Raw genomic sequence first — 15,329 nt, 5'->3', positions numbered from 1 at the left:
TAAACTATGAGCGTACAAACAGGACCTAAACAACGAACAGTCACTCCATTTCGATATGATATTGTGGGCAGTTTCCTGCGCCCGAGTGCGTTGAAGGATGCCCGATTAAAATACCAAAACGGCGAAATTACCACGGAACAGTTGAATGAAGTGGAGAACGCCGAGATTGTGAAACTTGTACAGAAACAAAAAGAGGTTGGCCTTCAGGCTGTAACGGACGGCGAATTCCGCCGCTCTTGGTGGCATCTGGACTTCTTCTGGGGACTGGATGGTGTAGAGCGGACAATCATTGAGGAAGGCTACCGATTCAACGGTGCGACATCCAGACCGGAAACAGCTCGTCTGAGCGGCAAAATCAGCTACAGCAGTCATCCATTTGTAGCTCATTATGCCTTCTTGAAAGAAGCGGCTGGGGAAGACGTTGTTGCCCGTCAGTCCATCCCAGCAGCTGCACAGTTCCTATTCGAATTGGACCGGGCAGATAATAAGGAAAGCACACAGGCCATCTATCCGAACCGCCAAGAGCTTCTCTCGGACATTGCTGGGGCGTACAAAGCATCCATTCTGGCTTTTTATGAAGCCGGCTGCCGCAGCATCCAGATTGATGATTGTACGTGGGGTGCATTGTGTGACCAACAGTTCATCACAGTGATGGAGCAGATTGGTGTCAATGTGGAAGAGTACGCAAACGAACTCGCAAAACTGAACGAAGATGTGGTATCTGGCCTGCCGGAAGACCTCGTGGTAACCACTCATGTCTGCCGCGGTAATTATGTTTCGACATTTGCAGGAGTCGGTGGCGGTTACGAGCCGATTGCGCAGACACTTCTGAGCATCGATAACTACTCTGGTTTCTATCTGGAGTTTGATACGGAACGGGCTGGTGACTTCAAACCACTTCGTTTCCTGAAGGACAATCAGCAGGTTGTACTTGGGCTCTTCTCTTCCAAATTCGGAGAGTTGGAGAACAAGGAAGATATCCTGAAACGGATTGAGGAAGCTACACAATATGTTGATCTGGATCGAATCTGCCTGAGTCCACAATGCGGCTTCGCTTCCACGGAAGAAGGCAACCATCTGACCGAGGAACAGCAATGGCGCAAGCTTGCCTTCATTAAGGAAATTGCCGAAGAGCTTTGGAAGTAAGGAAGTAAAATTTCTTATCTTCATTCGTCACTAATCACATGTTGTGTATGAACAAAAACAACTGCGAAATAGCTGTACGGACAACATCCGTATGGCTTTTTAGTGTAATCTTTTTCGAAGTGAATGTTAATATTAAATGTGCTCATCCGCTTCAATAATTTGATCAGAATCCATAGTATGCAGGTCACCAAATAAGATACAATGATACTGTAGAAATACTGTAGAAATCCATTCAAAAGTGGTGAATTCATGAAAGAATTGCACAGTCAGATGAATCGGAAAACGTATTATATTTCAATGCTAGCGATTATTGCTCTGATGTTATCGGGATTAATCCTGTCCACGACAGAATTGAATGGGATTACCGTGGGTTATATGATCCATTGCTTATGCGTAACCGTTCTCACTGTATGTTTATTGATATATCCCAAGTTTGAGACGTTTCCCTTCAGATTGAGCATCATTCTGATCGGATTTGCATACTTCTATACGCTTGCTCTTTTATATCCCCAGTCTTGGACAACCTACATTCTCATAAGTCTACTTCCAGCCCTCGCCATCCTGTTCTATGATCTGAAATTATTTTATTTCTCGTTAATTCTCAATGGAATATTGCTCCTCATTACGTTTGGTTATAATCTTCTGTATAACCAAGGGAATGAGTATGCATATATACATACAGATGTGGTAGGCAATTTTATCAATATTATGGGAAGTCAGGTCATTTTATTTCTTATTTTTCATCTGAGCGTTTCTCGAATGAAAAAGCAGGAACTTTATTTTGAGCAGCTACAACAAACAGAGCGTTTGAAGATGATCGCTCATCTAACAGCTGCTGTCGCTCATGAGATTCGTAATCCAGTGACGGTGGTGCGAGGTTTTTTGCAGCTATATCGAGAGGATCACTCTTTTGAGCAGCCGGTGAGGAATAAGTTTGCCTTAATGATTGATGAACTGAATACTGTCGAACAGGTGACCTCTCAATTTCTGACCCTTGCCAAACCCAATAGAGAACTGAGACCAGAGAAGGTCGATGTAAGGGAGGTCCTTGAAGGTGTGACGGGTCTGCTCAGCTCCTATGCGATGTTATCGGACAAACATATGGATGTGAAGGTGGATGAGGATTGCATAATTCTCATTAATACAATTGAGTTCAAGCAGTTGCTGATCAATCTTATCAAAAATGCATTAGAAGCTTCGGATGCGGGTACAACCGTCCACGTAACAGCGAAGCGAGTGAAGCAATGGGTAGAGATAAGGATCTCGGATCAGGGAAGCGGCATGACGGAGGAAGAGGTGAAGTCACTGGGGACTCCGTTTTATTCATTGAAAACAAATGGAACGGGGCTTGGATTGATGATCTGCTATAATATCGTGGAAAAGTATGAGGGAACGATCGAATATCACAGCGCAAAAGCTCAGGGGACCTCGGTGACGATTCGCTTTATAGCTAAAATGGATTAGACCAAAATAAAATAGCGACAGTAGGACAAAGGGATCTTTGTCGCAACTGCCGCTATTCGTCTATCTAGCATGATATCGCCCTTTCGGCACCACCATCGGTGATCCCGAGACGGGGTCTTCTATGACCGTACATTCCAATCCAAAAATGTCTTTCACTTGTGTTGCGGTTATCACCTCTGCAGGTTTACCCTCAGCAACAAGTTTTCCGGTATGAAGTGCAAAGATATGATCTGCATACCGTGCTGATAAGTTGATATCGTGTAGTACCATTACAATGGTCGTTCCGTGTTTGCGATTCAGCTCGGTAAGCAGATCCAGAATCTCGACTTGATACGTGATATCCAAGAAGGTTGTAGGCTCATCGAGAAAAAGGATATCCGTCTGTTGCGCTAGCGCCATCGCAATCCACACACGCTGACGTTGACCGCCCGAGAGTTCATCAATATTGTGATTGGCAAACTCGGTAATGTTCATGATGGTCATGGCTTCTACGACAGCCTCATAATCCTTCTTGGTCCAGCCACTGAACAAGGATTGGTGTGGAAACCTTCCGCGGCCAACCAGATCCGCTACTGAAATACCGTCTGGAACAATGGGAGACTGTGGGAGTAATCCGATCACACGAGCCAATTGCTTGGGCGGGATCTTGCTGATGGCTTTGCCGTCCAGCGTAATGCTGCCGGATGTAGGCTTAATGAGCCTGGCCATCGTTTTCAAAAGGGTAGACTTACCACAGCCGTTAGAGCCAATAATGACGCTTATTTTATTACTCGGTATAACAATGTCCACACCGTGGATAATGGTTTTATTTTCATATCCCGCAACGAGTTGTTTCGCTTCAAATACATGTGTTGGTTTCATTATAACTCCCCCTTACGATTCATTCGGATTAACAGGAAGATCAGATACGGTGCTCCGAGCAATCCGGTAATGACGCCTACGGGGAATCTGTACTCAAAAGCAAACTGTCCGATGAGATCTGAGGCTAGAACCAGATTAACGCCAACCAAACCAGCCGGGATGATGTTCGAGGAGCCAACACCTACGAGCCTCTTCGCGATAGGTCCCGCAAGGAAGGAGACAAAGGCGATCGGACCTGTAGTCGCGGTAGCAATGGCAACCATGCAGACGGAACTCACAATAAGTGCAATTCTGGTTTTGTCCGTATCCACACCTAGTGAGAATGCCGATTGTTCTCCGAGTTCCAATATACTGAGATGTTTGCCCAACATCATGATGATGGGTGAGCAGATCAGTACGGTAATCACGAGAGGTGGCAGTTCACTCATCTGAGAACCGTTCAGACTGCCTGTGAGCCATCGGATTGCAGCAGGAATATCCTTTTCAGAACTAACCAGTAGGAGATAGGAGATGACCGCATCAAGCATGGCTTGAATACCAATCCCGATAAGTATTAACCGTCCGATGGAGAACACTTTTCCTCTGGAGAGTACATATATGAACAATACCGTAGCGAGACCTGCAATCACTGAAGCCAAGGAAACAATGGCTCCGCTTGCATGAAGTACGACGATACAAAACACAGCAGCAGCGCTTGAACCTGACGTGATCCCGATAACATTAGGATTCGCCAATGGGTTCCGCAACATGGTCTGGAAGGTATAACCTGCAATGCCGAAGGCAAATCCGGCAAAGAGACCTGTAAGCATTCTTGGTAGACGTATCGTATTTACGGCAAAAGACACACCTTTGATCTTCTCTCCCGCAAGGGAGCTGATGACATCTCTAACCGGATAGATTGTGTTGCCGAGCAGAAGCATGGCGCAGCAAAGAGCACATGCAAGTATGGCAAGGAGACTGGTGACAAGTATCCAGCGCCGACGTCGATGACGTCTGCCCGCCATAATAAATTCAATCGATTGATCTCTCATAATGAACGCACTTTCGATCGCATCGCGAGGATGATTAATATTGGAGCACCTATAAATGCGGTAACAACTCCGACTTCAAGCTCCCCAGGGTTGCTGATGAGTCTGCCACCGACATCGGATATCGTTAGAATGATCGCTCCAGCTACCGCTGACACCGGTATGACAAAACGTAAGTCAGGTCCCAGTATTAGGCGTATAACGTGGGTGGATAACAATCCTATGAAACCAATAGGTCCAGCCAGTGCAGTAGCTGCTCCGCACAATAGAACCCCTGCAAGAGCCGCAATGAATCGAAGTGTTCCTGTGCGAACACCGAGTCCTGTTGCAACATCGTCACCCAGCGCCAGCGCATTTAGTGCCGGAGCCGTAAGAAACGCAATGAGTACGCCGATGATTAGGAACGGGATGAACGTACTGATTCCACTCCAGGTTGCCGATCCTACGCTGCCTACTTGCCAGAACCTGAACTGATCCATGACATAAGAACGAGGGATCATAATGGCGGTGACGAGTGAGGAGAGCGCGGCACTTATGGCCGCTCCGGCCAAAACAAGCTTAATGGGCGTGGCTCCGCCACGCCCCATTGAGCCGATCCCGAATACAAACACAGCTGTTATTGCAGCTCCGGCCAGTGCCAGCCAGATATATTGATTGGCGCTGCTGATGTTCAGAAATGCAATACCGATAACCACAAACAGGGATGCCCCTGTGTTGACACCCAATATACTTGGGTCGGCAAGTGGGTTCCGAGTAACGGCTTGCATCAGTGCTCCTGATACGCCGAGTGCTACCCCGCATAACAAGCTGAAGACTGTTCGGGAGATCCGTTTGCGCACGATGTTTGCCCCATAAGAGTCTACTTCCGGGTGAAATAATCCGTCGATTAACTCATGAAACCTCACGGGTCTAGAGCCAAAGACCAGTGAGGCAATCATAGTTGCAGCGAGCAGAATGAAACAAATGACTAACACCAGGATGAAGTTCTTGGGGACATGTGCTCGTATGTGATTATCGTTCGAAAGCGATGTACTATTCATTGATCTTGTCGATAGCTCCGCTAATTAGTTTCAGGTAATCATCGATCGTGTAGGAAATGGACAGTGGGTTTGGCGTTCCAGCAGCAACCAAAGGTGTATCTGCTTCAATGAACGCTACAGAACCACGTTTAACCGCAGGGATTTTACCCAGCAAAGGATCAGCTTGAATAGCTTTTAGCAACTCAGCATCTCCGTATCCAACAAGGATATCTGCATCATTAAGGGCTTCAGCATTCTCTGCGCTTAAGCTCAGGGAGTAGCTGTTAGGGTCTGTAATTTGGCTAGTGACACTCTCTGGAACAACCAACCCTAGCTCACCAAGGAAGGCCACGCGTGAATCTACAGGTGTATAGATATGAAGTTTGGACATGTCTTCAGCGGAGAAGTTAACCCAAACCACTTTTTTGTCTTTGATCTGAGGATATGCTGCTAATTTTTCGTTGACCATAGCCTCAGTATCTTTGATCAATTGCTCACCTTCTGCTTCCATCCCCATACCCTGCGCATTGAAAGTAACCTGCTCACGCCATGTTGTTGCCCATGGAGCCGTTGGATAGGCTACAACTGGAGCAATTTCACTAAGAAGATCGTAGTCTTCCTGCGTAATACCGGAGTATGCTGCAAGAATAACATCCGGATTGGAATCGGAAATCGCTTCAAAATCAAGTCCGTCTGTATCTTGGAAAACGTTCGGGTCGGTTACACCGAGTTCATCGAGTTTCTTAGCTGTCCAAGGCAACAGTCCGCTGTCGTCCTGAACACCAAAGTTAGCTGCAGAGAAGCCTACAGGAACTTGTCCAAGCGCGAGAACGACATCTTGGTTCGCCCATTGTACAGTAGCTACACGCTCAGGCTTTTTCTCAATAACCGTTTCGCCCAGTGCATGCTTGATCGTAATTGGATATCCGGCATTCTCATCTGTAGCGGCTGGTGTTTCTGTAGCTGGAGCTGCCGAGTCACTTGCAGCAGGAGTTGCTGCTGGCTCAGCTGTTTGGTTGCCACAACCTACCAATGCCAGGATAAAGACTAGTGAAACCAGTAACGCCGTTAATGGAAACTTTCTCTTTGTGTTCATGTGTTTCCCCTTCCTGAATCTTAAAATGTATTTGGTAGTGCTTAACATCCTGATTGATCCATTACATCCATGGGGATGTGAACAAGTAGATATATAAAACGTTTTATATACCTGATAATGATTATCAACATCAATAAATATATCTTTTTATCAAAGGGAGTGTCAATGAAAAAATTGTAAAGGCTCATATCATATTAGGGGTTTCTATTAGAAAGGGATGAACATATTATCGATGTATTGCATTCCAGATCATGGTATATTTCTAGTATTAAATAATGTAAGGAGATAACTATGAGTCGCACACTAGTTTTTTCACTAAAAGTAATACCTCTGCTGTTAACTACGATTCTGCTGTTTTCCCTAATTTCTGTACATCCTGCCCAGGCAGAGGGTGAAGTTGCGAACATTGAGGATGCTGTAGTAAAAAGTCAGTTGAGCCTTAATTGGTCTTCATTGGATGAGTTAAATAGTGGAGTTTCCCATTCCATTGCCTATGGTGGAGGGATTTATATGATGCCAGCTGCCGGAGGTTATGTGAAAACCTCTAAGGACGGAGTTACATGGAAGACAATCTATACCGGGAATCCAGTAGATTTTAGTTTGATTATTCATGGAAAGTCAGAATTCATGGGTTTTCGTGAGGAAGCAGATATCATAACCGTATGGACATCCACTGATGGTCTGTCATGGGAGAAGTTAAATAATTCAATACATATAAGATTTTTAAAAGACGCCGTATGGAACGGGAAACGATATATTGCAGTTGGTGGAACAACATATGAAGGAAAGATTTTCTCTTCAGAGGATGGATTAACGTGGACCGAGCGAAAAACAGGTATCTCCACCAATTTTACAGCCGTAGCATGGGGCAATAATACCTTCGTGGCTCAAGGTTATGAAGGCGGAGTCGTAGCGGTATCCAAAGACGGAATCACCTGGAAAAAGGTGAAGACCAATCAGCCTAATTATGAGCAAGTTTGGGATATGACCTATGGCGGTGGAGTTTTTGTTGCTGTAGGGGATGCAACGATCATGACCTCGAAGGATGGACTGAAATGGACATACATATCTTCTAAAGCCTTTTGGTCCAAGGTGTACTGGGCAAAGGACAGGTTTTATATTTTTGGTTTTGAATATGTGAATAAAGCCAATCATGTCCTGAAGGAGGTCAACTGGACATCCAAGGATGGTAAGAGCTGGAGCGATGCTGGGTTTGCAACTAGCCCTAAGCAGAACCCGTTTTTTACCATTCACAACGGCAAACAGTATATAACGATTACGGATGCTGGTATTCAAACATCTGCGGATGGGCGCAAATGGAAGCTGACAAAGCGATATCCTTTTGTGCTTCCGAGTAACGTATATGAAGCAGCAGTGAGCAAGGATAGGCTGGTGCTGGTGGGTGGGTATCTTAGCCAGCTTAACTTCCTTTCCGTCAGCTCGCAGGGTTCTGCAAAGATGAACACGGCTGGCAAATGGCAATCTTCTTATGTGGATCAAGCGTATCCACTTCGGGGAGTTGTATGGTCAGGGAAGGACTTTTTTGCGGTAGGAGATAACGGGAAGATGATGTCCTCTGTTGATGGGGGAAAGTGGAAGGACATTAAATCCCCGACAACTCAATCACTTACGAGCGTGCTGTATGCCAATAATACGTATTACGTGGCAGGTGAGGCCGGCACGATTCTTTCTTCCAAGGATAGGAAGACGTGGAGGATCCTAAACACTAATGTAAAGAAAAAAATCAATGCGATGGCATCAAACGGCACAACACTGGTAGCCGTTGGAGAAAAAGGACTTTTGCTCGTCTCCGAGGATGGTCTGAAGTGGAACGAAATCCCGGCACGATTTCCTGGACATAATTTCGATGTGGTATGGGGTGACGGAAAATTTGTCGTGACCACTGCCAGTTACTATGGGAATGCACAGAGTGCGGTTATTTTGACTTCAGAGGACGGTAAGAAATGGGCGAGGACAGAGTTCCGTGATGAATTATATGCTCGTGGAATGAACACTGGATTCTTTGGCATCTCATACGTGGGCAATCTCTTCATTGCTGTCGGCAGTGAAGGTTCCATCTTCCTTTCCGATGACGCTGAGAAATGGACCAAGCAGGATGTCTTGACGGTAGACGATTGGTACGATGCGGTGGAGTTTAAAGGGAAAGTGTACGTCTTTGGAAATACAGGTAAAATCGTTACGGCTGACCTCAACTCCTTGAAACGGAGCCACTAATTAAGATGCTTAAAGGGAGAATCTATATGCGTAATCAATTCATCAAAAGTATGATCGTTTTATGTTTGGTTTTTGTACTATTACCGACCACTATTATCTCGGCTGCATCGCTTATCAAAGACCCGGTCCTGGCCAAAGTTATTCGAGCAGATCTGAAGATGTCGGCTAAGAAGGAAATAAAGGCTGCCGATTTGAAAAAATTAAAATCTCTATATGCTATGGAATTAAAAAGTAAGATTTCTAACCTGCAAGGTCTTGAACATGCCGTTAATATGACGGATATATTCTTGCCTGATCAAAATATAAAAAATATTAAGCCACTCCACAAGTTGAAAAAATTGACGTTCTTAGCTGTTGAAGGCAATCAGATTGCAGATATCTCACCACTTTTAGGTCTAACTAATCTGCAAAATCTGGTTATGGACGATAACAAAATCAAAAGCCTGGCTCCATTAAAAAATATGCGTAAGCTGACCAGTCTACTCGCCAGTGGTAATCAGGTGACTGATCTAAGTCCTCTTCAGAAGTTAAAGCTGGAATGGGTCATTATGAACGATAATAAAATTCAGGATCTGACTCCTTTAAAAAATCATCCGACCTTGGAGTATCTATATGTAGAAGATAACCTCATCGAGGATATTACAGTGCTCGAAACCATCCCACATCTAACAGAGGTATATTTGGCTAACAATCCGTTGAATGAGCGTGCAGAGCAGGTTGTGAAAAACTTGGAGAAGAAAGGCGTCGTTGTAAGTCTGATAAGCGATGAAGAGGGTCAGGCGAAGTAGTTTTGATTAGAGAAAATGTATATGTATATGTAAGAAAGAAGTTAATCCCTCATTATATTGAACAAAAACAAAGAAGGCCGCAGATATTCTGACGGCCTTCTTTAAGTATGTTGGACAGAAACGCTCGGTAACAACTTAACGCTCGTCCCACAACAATATTATTCCACTACGATCTCCTTCACCGTCTCCCCCTCAACCAGCATCGGCTGATAGTAGGTGTTCGTTGGCAGATCCTTTTTGCCTTGCAGATTCTTGATCACCCAGTCGGCAGCATCGCGGCCCATTTGCTCTTGGGGATGGGTTAGCGTTGTTAGCCGGATGTTGGCGTTCTTGGCAATATACGAATTGTCCTGCCCAATGATGGATAACTCATCCGGGATCGAGATGCCGAGTTGCCTACAGGCGTTCACGACCTCCAGTCCCACCTCATCGTTGTAACAGACAATCGCGGTGAGCGCATCCCTGTTTTCGTCCAGATACGTGGCTACATTATAAGATAAATCCGGTTTCGATGCGGTATCAAAGGAAAGCACTTGCTCAGGATGGAACCGTAACTTCGCTTCACCCAGCGCCTTGATGTACCCCTTCATCCGGTACTTGCCTTGTAGATCATCCATTTTGGCAATAATGCCGATCTGGGTATGGCCTTTAGAGATCAATTCCCGAGTGGCAAGATAACTGGATTGCACGTCATCCAGGCAGAAGAACGGAACCTCCAGCTCCTCATAAAATGCATTAATCATCGTAAACGGCACATCCTGCTCCTTGAAGGACAGGTAGTACGCAATGTTGGGATTGTACAGATTACTTTTGGTCGGTTCGACAATCAGGCCATCCACGCCGTAGGAGAGCATCATTTCGAGGGCTTTTTTCTCCTGTGCCACATCATTATTGGTGCTGGCCAGCAGTAACGAGTAGTTGTCCTCATTCAGACGACTCTCGATGCCACGGATAATGGATGGAAAGATGTAATCCGAGATGTATGTCGTGATCACACCAATCGTTTTCTTCGACGTGTTTACGCCTGATCGTGATCGATACTGATTGCTAACGTAGGTCCCTGACCCCTTTTCGCTTCGTAAAAATCCTTCGTTTGACAACTCTAAAATAGCCTTCCGCACCGTCTGGCGACTTACGGTGTAGCTTTCCTGTAATGCCAACTCGGTGGGGATCTGTTCGCCTATGCTATATGTCCCCGAGAGGATATGACTCTTTATATCATCAATGATGACCTGGTATTTTGGCTTCACGTAGTCCACTTCTTTCATCGTTACTCATCTATATAAACGTTATTGTTCAAATAGTTGTACGTACATATTTTAGCATGATTCAGATAAGATGCATATAAAACAGCACAATTTTTGAAATAAACCGTACATATCCGGCCTTTTTAAATAGAGGTGTACCTTACAACATACCCGTTTTATGACCTTATAAGACCTTTCAATCATCAAATAAAGTGCATTATGTACCCTTTGTAAGTATAACTATTATATATTATTGACAAATGTACGTACAAAAAATATACTAAGGCTGTTAGAAAAGGAAAGCGCATTCTTTGAAAACACAACAGGAAGCATTTATACAAAATTTCATTATTAGCTACTGCCATAAGTAGAAGCTTCACCTTATATATGCATCCTTTGGGATGGAAATCGCGACCGGAGAGGGGATACACGTGATTATGAGTCAATTGGATTTGAAAGAAGCCATTACCAAGGGCGCTACTTCACTTGGAATTGAATTTGGATCAACGCGGATTAAGGCGGTGTTGATTGACGAACGTTTTGAGACCATCGCGTCAGGCAGTTATGAATGGGAGAACCTCCTGAAAGATGGATATTGGACGTACAACCAGGAGGATATCATCACAGGTCTGCAAACGGCTTATCGTGAGATGAAGCAAGATGTGGAACAGAAATATGGAATTACGCTGCGAACGGTTGGTTCTATCGGATTCTCGGCCATGATGCACGGATATATCGCTTTGGATAGGGCGGGCGAACTGCTGGTACCTTTCCGCACCTGGCGTAATGCTACGACGGGAGCAGCTGCAAGAGAGCTGACAGAGCTTCTGCAATTCAATATTCCGGAACGCTGGAGCATCGCCCACTTGTACCAAGCGATTTTGAACGAAGAGGTGCATGTGCCACAGATCGATCACCTGACAACTTTGGCTGGATACATCCACTGGTTGCTGACGGGCAATAAGGCGATTGGGATCGGCGATGCTTCAGGCATTTTCCCAATTGACGAGTCTACACATAACTATCATCCATCCATGATCCAACAGTTCGACGAACAGATCGCAGGCAAAGGTTATCCGTGGAAAGTTGAGGACCTTCTGCCCAAGGTATATCTCGCGGGTGAGAATGCAGGTGAGCTAACGGAAGCGGGAGCCAAGTTGCTCGACCCTTCGCATGATCTGCAAGCAGGCATTCCGCTCTGCCCGCCAGAAGGCGATGCCGGAACGGGTATGGTGGCAACAAATAGCGTGAGAAAACGTACGGGGAACATCTCCGTCGGCACATCCGTATTTGCGATGATCGTACTAGAGAAGGAATTGTCCAAAGTGTATCCCGAGATCGATATGGTCACCACGCCGGATGGCAGTCCAGTAGGGATGGTGCATGCCAACAACTGTTCAAGTGATATCAACGCATGGGTTGGACTGTTCCGTGAATTCTCTCAAGCAATGGGATATGAAGTGGATAACGCCAAGTTGTTTAACGTGTTGTTTAAGAAGGCTTTGGAGGCAGACCCTGATGGTGGTGGCTTGCTCAGCTACGGTTACTACTCGGGTGAGAACATTACGGGACTTGAGAAAGGCCGTCCATTGTTCGCCCGCTCCCCGGAAAGCAACTTCAATCTGGCAAACTTCATGCGGACACATCTGTTCAGTGCCTTCGGTGCACTCAAGCTGGGTATGGACATTTTGACGGAAGAAGAGAATGTAGCCATTGACAGCATTTTGGCTCACGGTGGCCTGTTCAAGACCCCTGTTGTCGGACAACGTATTGTAGCTGCTGCGATGAACGTACCCGTGTCGGTAATGTCTACCGCTGGTGAAGGCGGCGCATGGGGCATGGCGCTTCTGGCTTCGTACATGATTAACAAGGATCAAGAGGAGAGCCTGGATGTGTTCCTGGAGCAGAAAGTCTTTAACGATGTTGAGGGAGTCGAAGTGGCGCCGGATGCATCGGATGTGAAAGGGTTTGAAGCATTTATCGAACGCTACCGGAGTGGACTTGCGATTGAGCAATCAGCCGTAGATCATCTGGTAGAGAACGGGAGGGAATAACATGTTAGAACAACTGAAGGAAGAGGTATTCCAGGCGAATCTGGAACTGCCCAAGCACGGACTTGTAAAATTCACCTGGGGTAACGTCAGCGCAATCGATCGGGAAAGCGGTCTGTTCGTAATTAAACCAAGTGGCGTTAGCTACGATGTGATGAAAGCAAGCGACATGGTTGTGGTTGACCTGGACGGTAACGTGGTGGAGGGTGAGATGAGACCTTCCTCGGATACTGCAACTCATGCCGTACTATATAAGCATTACTCGGAGATTGGTGGCATCGTGCACACACACTCCACATGGGCGACCATCTGGGCGCAAGCCGGACTGGACGTACCTGTGATGGGAACAACACATGCGGACACGTTCTATGGGGCGGTGCCTTGCGCACGTTTCCTGAACCAGGACGAGGTTGATCGCGGATACGAAGCAGAGACGGGACGCGTCATTATTGAAACGTTTGAACAGCGTGGGATTGATGTTATGGCTGTTCCGGCAGTGTTGCTCCATGGTCACGCACCGTTTACATGGGGGAAAGATGCCAAGTCTGCGGTGGTGAACAGTGTCGTGCTGGAGGAAGTGTGCAAAATGAACCTGTACGCGCGGCAGTTAAATAACTTCGCGAAAGAACTGCCGCAAGGCATTTTGGATAAACACTATCTGCGAAAACACGGAAAAGACGCGTATTACGGACAGAAGTAATTAGGTTATAACAGTGACTGGAAGCATGTTCTGGCTTCCAAGTGGTTTAGTGTGGGAATGACTTGTTCAACTATACTTTTTACACGATAACGGAGAGTGCAGAACCAATCTGAAGAAGCGAAGCGCTCGCGTTTATCACAGGATTTTCCCTTTGCAAAAAGAGAATCAAAAAATCCGGGGATAACCAGCGATCGGAAGATGGTACTGCAATCGCAGTGTTCTAGTGTAAACCCAAATGTTCAACTATAAAATAATGAAATGAGGATGATTATATGTCAGCAGCAAAAGAGTTCTGGTTTGTGGTCGGTTCACAGCACTTGTACGGAGAAGAAGCACTGGGTGAAGTAAAAGCTAACGCACAGAAAATCACGGATGCCCTTAATGCAAGCGGCGTACTACCGTACCCGCTCGTATTGCAGGATCTGGCGGTAAGCGCAGATAAAATCACGAGCACGATGAAGGAAGTCAACTACCGCGACGAAGTAGCAGGTGTGATCACATGGATGCATACGTTCTCCCCGGCGAAAATGTGGATTCGTGGTACGAAATTGCTGCAAAAACCTTTGCTGCACTTGGCAACCCAATTCAACGAAAGCATTCCGTGGGCAACCATCGATATGGACTTCATGAACTTGAACCAAGCGGCACATGGTGACCGCGAATACGGCTTCATTAATGCCCGTCTGAGAAAACAAAATAAAATCGTTGTTGGCTACTGGGAGCGCCCAGAAGTGCAACAGCAGGTTGCTGACTGGATGGACGTAGCGGTAGCTTATAATGAAAGCTTTAACATCAAAGTAGCGCGCTTCGGTGATAACATGCGTAACGTGGGCGTAACCGAAGGTGATAAAGTGGAAGCACAGATCCAATTCGGATGGACCGTTGATTACTTCGGCATTGGCGACCTCGTGCAATACGTGAACGCTGTAACAGAGCAGGAAATCGATAATCTGATCGCTCAGTACGGAGACCTCTACGAATTCGATTATGGCACGAACAGCAAGGAAGCTTGGGAAGCCAGTGTACGTGTGCAAGCGAGCTATGAGATTGCCATTAAACGTTTTCTGGACGAAGGTGGTTACAGTGCCTTCACTACAAACTTCGAAGATCTGCATGGCATGAAACAACTTCCGGGTCTGGCTGTACAACGCCTAATGGCTCAAGGGTACGGATTTGCCGGTGAGGGTGACTGGAAAACAGCTGCGCTGGATCGCTTGCTGAAAATCATGGCCCATAACGAGAACACAGGCTTCATGGAAGATTACACATACGAGATGGCCGCTGGACAGGAAGCGATCCTGCAATCTCACATGCTTGAAGTAGATCCTACACTCGCCAGCACGAAACCGAGAATCATCGTGTCTCCACTGGGCATTGGCGATCGTGAAGATCCGGCTCGTCTCGTATTCGATGGTAAAGCAGGCGAAGGTGTCGTGGTATCCATGGCAGACTTCGGTACACATTACAAACTGCTGATCAACGAAGTATCTGCATTTGAGCCAACCGTTCCAGCGCCTAACCTGCCTGTAGCGCGTGTATTGTGGAGCGTGAAGCCGAACTTCCAGGACGGGGTAAAAGCATGGATCGAAAATGGTGGCGGTCACCATACGGTTGTATCCTTGAACCTGACGACAGATCAGATCGTGACGTATGCGAAGCTGGTGAATCTGGAGTACGTTATTATTAAGTAAAAG

12 protein-coding genes are annotated in these 15,329 nt (G+C 46.2%); 7 read left to right on the top strand and 5 right to left on the bottom strand.

Annotated features, from left to right (window positions below):
* Positions 1 to 6: 6 nt before the first annotated feature.
* Positions 7 to 1,146 carry a 5-methyltetrahydropteroyltriglutamate--homocysteine S-methyltransferase gene (locus tag NST33_RS30815; RefSeq protein WP_221820178.1) on the top strand — a complete coding sequence of 380 codons (1,140 nt, stop codon included), beginning with the start codon at positions 7 to 9 and terminating at the stop codon, positions 1,144 to 1,146.
* 249 nt (positions 1,147 to 1,395) lie between these two features.
* Positions 1,396 to 2,610: a HAMP domain-containing sensor histidine kinase gene (locus NST33_RS30810; RefSeq protein WP_221820177.1), complete on the top strand. Its 1,215-nt coding sequence runs from the start codon at positions 1,396 to 1,398 to the stop codon at positions 2,608 to 2,610.
* A 60-nt stretch (positions 2,611 to 2,670) separates the two neighbouring features.
* Here NST33_RS30810 and NST33_RS30805 read toward each other — a convergent pair whose 3' ends face one another.
* Genes NST33_RS30805 through NST33_RS30790 form a run of 4 tightly spaced genes read right to left on the bottom strand, consistent with a single transcriptional unit; the run spans position 2,671 to position 6,614 of the window.
* Complete coding sequence (locus tag NST33_RS30805) at positions 2,671 to 3,471, bottom strand: ABC transporter ATP-binding protein (RefSeq protein WP_221820176.1); 801 nt, start codon at positions 3,469 to 3,471, stop codon at positions 2,671 to 2,673.
* On the bottom strand, positions 3,471 to 4,502 hold the full coding sequence (locus NST33_RS30800; protein ID WP_221820175.1) for an iron chelate uptake ABC transporter family permease subunit: 1,032 nt from the start codon (positions 4,500 to 4,502) through the stop codon (positions 3,471 to 3,473). Before NST33_RS30800 ends, NST33_RS30805 begins: the two co-directional genes overlap by 1 nt.
* On the bottom strand, positions 4,499 to 5,539 hold the full coding sequence (locus NST33_RS30795; protein WP_221820174.1) for an iron chelate uptake ABC transporter family permease subunit: 1,041 nt from the start codon (positions 5,537 to 5,539) through the stop codon (positions 4,499 to 4,501). The genes NST33_RS30800 and NST33_RS30795 overlap by 4 nt, the downstream gene beginning before the upstream one ends.
* Positions 5,532 to 6,614: an iron-siderophore ABC transporter substrate-binding protein gene (locus tag NST33_RS30790; protein ID WP_221820169.1), complete on the bottom strand. Its 1,083-nt coding sequence runs from the start codon at positions 6,612 to 6,614 to the stop codon at positions 5,532 to 5,534. The genes NST33_RS30795 and NST33_RS30790 overlap by 8 nt, the downstream gene beginning before the upstream one ends.
* Before the next feature lie 291 nt (positions 6,615 to 6,905).
* Here NST33_RS30790 and NST33_RS30785 point away from each other — a divergent pair, with 291 nt between their 5' ends.
* Both NST33_RS30785 and NST33_RS30780 read left to right on the top strand, forming a co-directional pair.
* Positions 6,906 to 8,849 carry a hypothetical protein gene (locus NST33_RS30785; protein ID WP_221820167.1) on the top strand — a complete coding sequence of 648 codons (1,944 nt, stop codon included), beginning with the start codon at positions 6,906 to 6,908 and terminating at the stop codon, positions 8,847 to 8,849.
* A gap of 26 nt (positions 8,850 to 8,875) precedes the next feature.
* Positions 8,876 to 9,637: a leucine-rich repeat domain-containing protein gene (locus tag NST33_RS30780; RefSeq protein WP_221820165.1), complete on the top strand. Its 762-nt coding sequence runs from the start codon at positions 8,876 to 8,878 to the stop codon at positions 9,635 to 9,637.
* Positions 9,638 to 9,795: 158 nt separating this feature from the next.
* Here NST33_RS30780 and NST33_RS30775 read toward each other — a convergent pair whose 3' ends face one another.
* A complete protein-coding gene (locus NST33_RS30775; RefSeq protein ID WP_339308797.1) occupies positions 9,796 to 10,887 on the bottom strand; it encodes a GntR family transcriptional regulator in 1,092 nt (363 codons plus the stop codon).
* A gap of 434 nt (positions 10,888 to 11,321) precedes the next feature.
* Between NST33_RS30775 and NST33_RS30770 the strand changes: the two genes are divergently transcribed.
* The 3 genes from NST33_RS30770 to araA all read left to right on the top strand — a co-directional run bounded on the left by NST33_RS30770 (position 11,322) and on the right by araA (position 15,326).
* Positions 11,322 to 12,938 carry an FGGY-family carbohydrate kinase gene (locus tag NST33_RS30770; RefSeq protein ID WP_221820164.1) on the top strand — a complete coding sequence of 539 codons (1,617 nt, stop codon included), beginning with the start codon at positions 11,322 to 11,324 and terminating at the stop codon, positions 12,936 to 12,938.
* A 1-nt stretch (position 12,939) separates the two neighbouring features.
* Positions 12,940 to 13,635, top strand: a complete 696-nt coding sequence (locus NST33_RS30765; RefSeq protein WP_047840995.1) for an L-ribulose-5-phosphate 4-epimerase — start codon at positions 12,940 to 12,942, stop codon at positions 13,633 to 13,635.
* A gap of 272 nt (positions 13,636 to 13,907) precedes the next feature.
* Positions 13,908 to 15,326, top strand: coding sequence for an L-arabinose isomerase (gene araA, locus NST33_RS30760; protein WP_221820162.1), 1,419 nt, complete (start codon positions 13,908 to 13,910; stop codon positions 15,324 to 15,326).
* Positions 15,327 to 15,329 lie beyond the last annotated feature (3 nt).

This window comes from Paenibacillus sp. FSL L8-0435, from assembly GCF_037965655.1.
Lineage (GTDB): Bacteria > Bacillota > Bacilli > Paenibacillales > Paenibacillaceae > Paenibacillus.
This window is presented reverse-complemented; position numbering and strand designations above follow the sequence as displayed.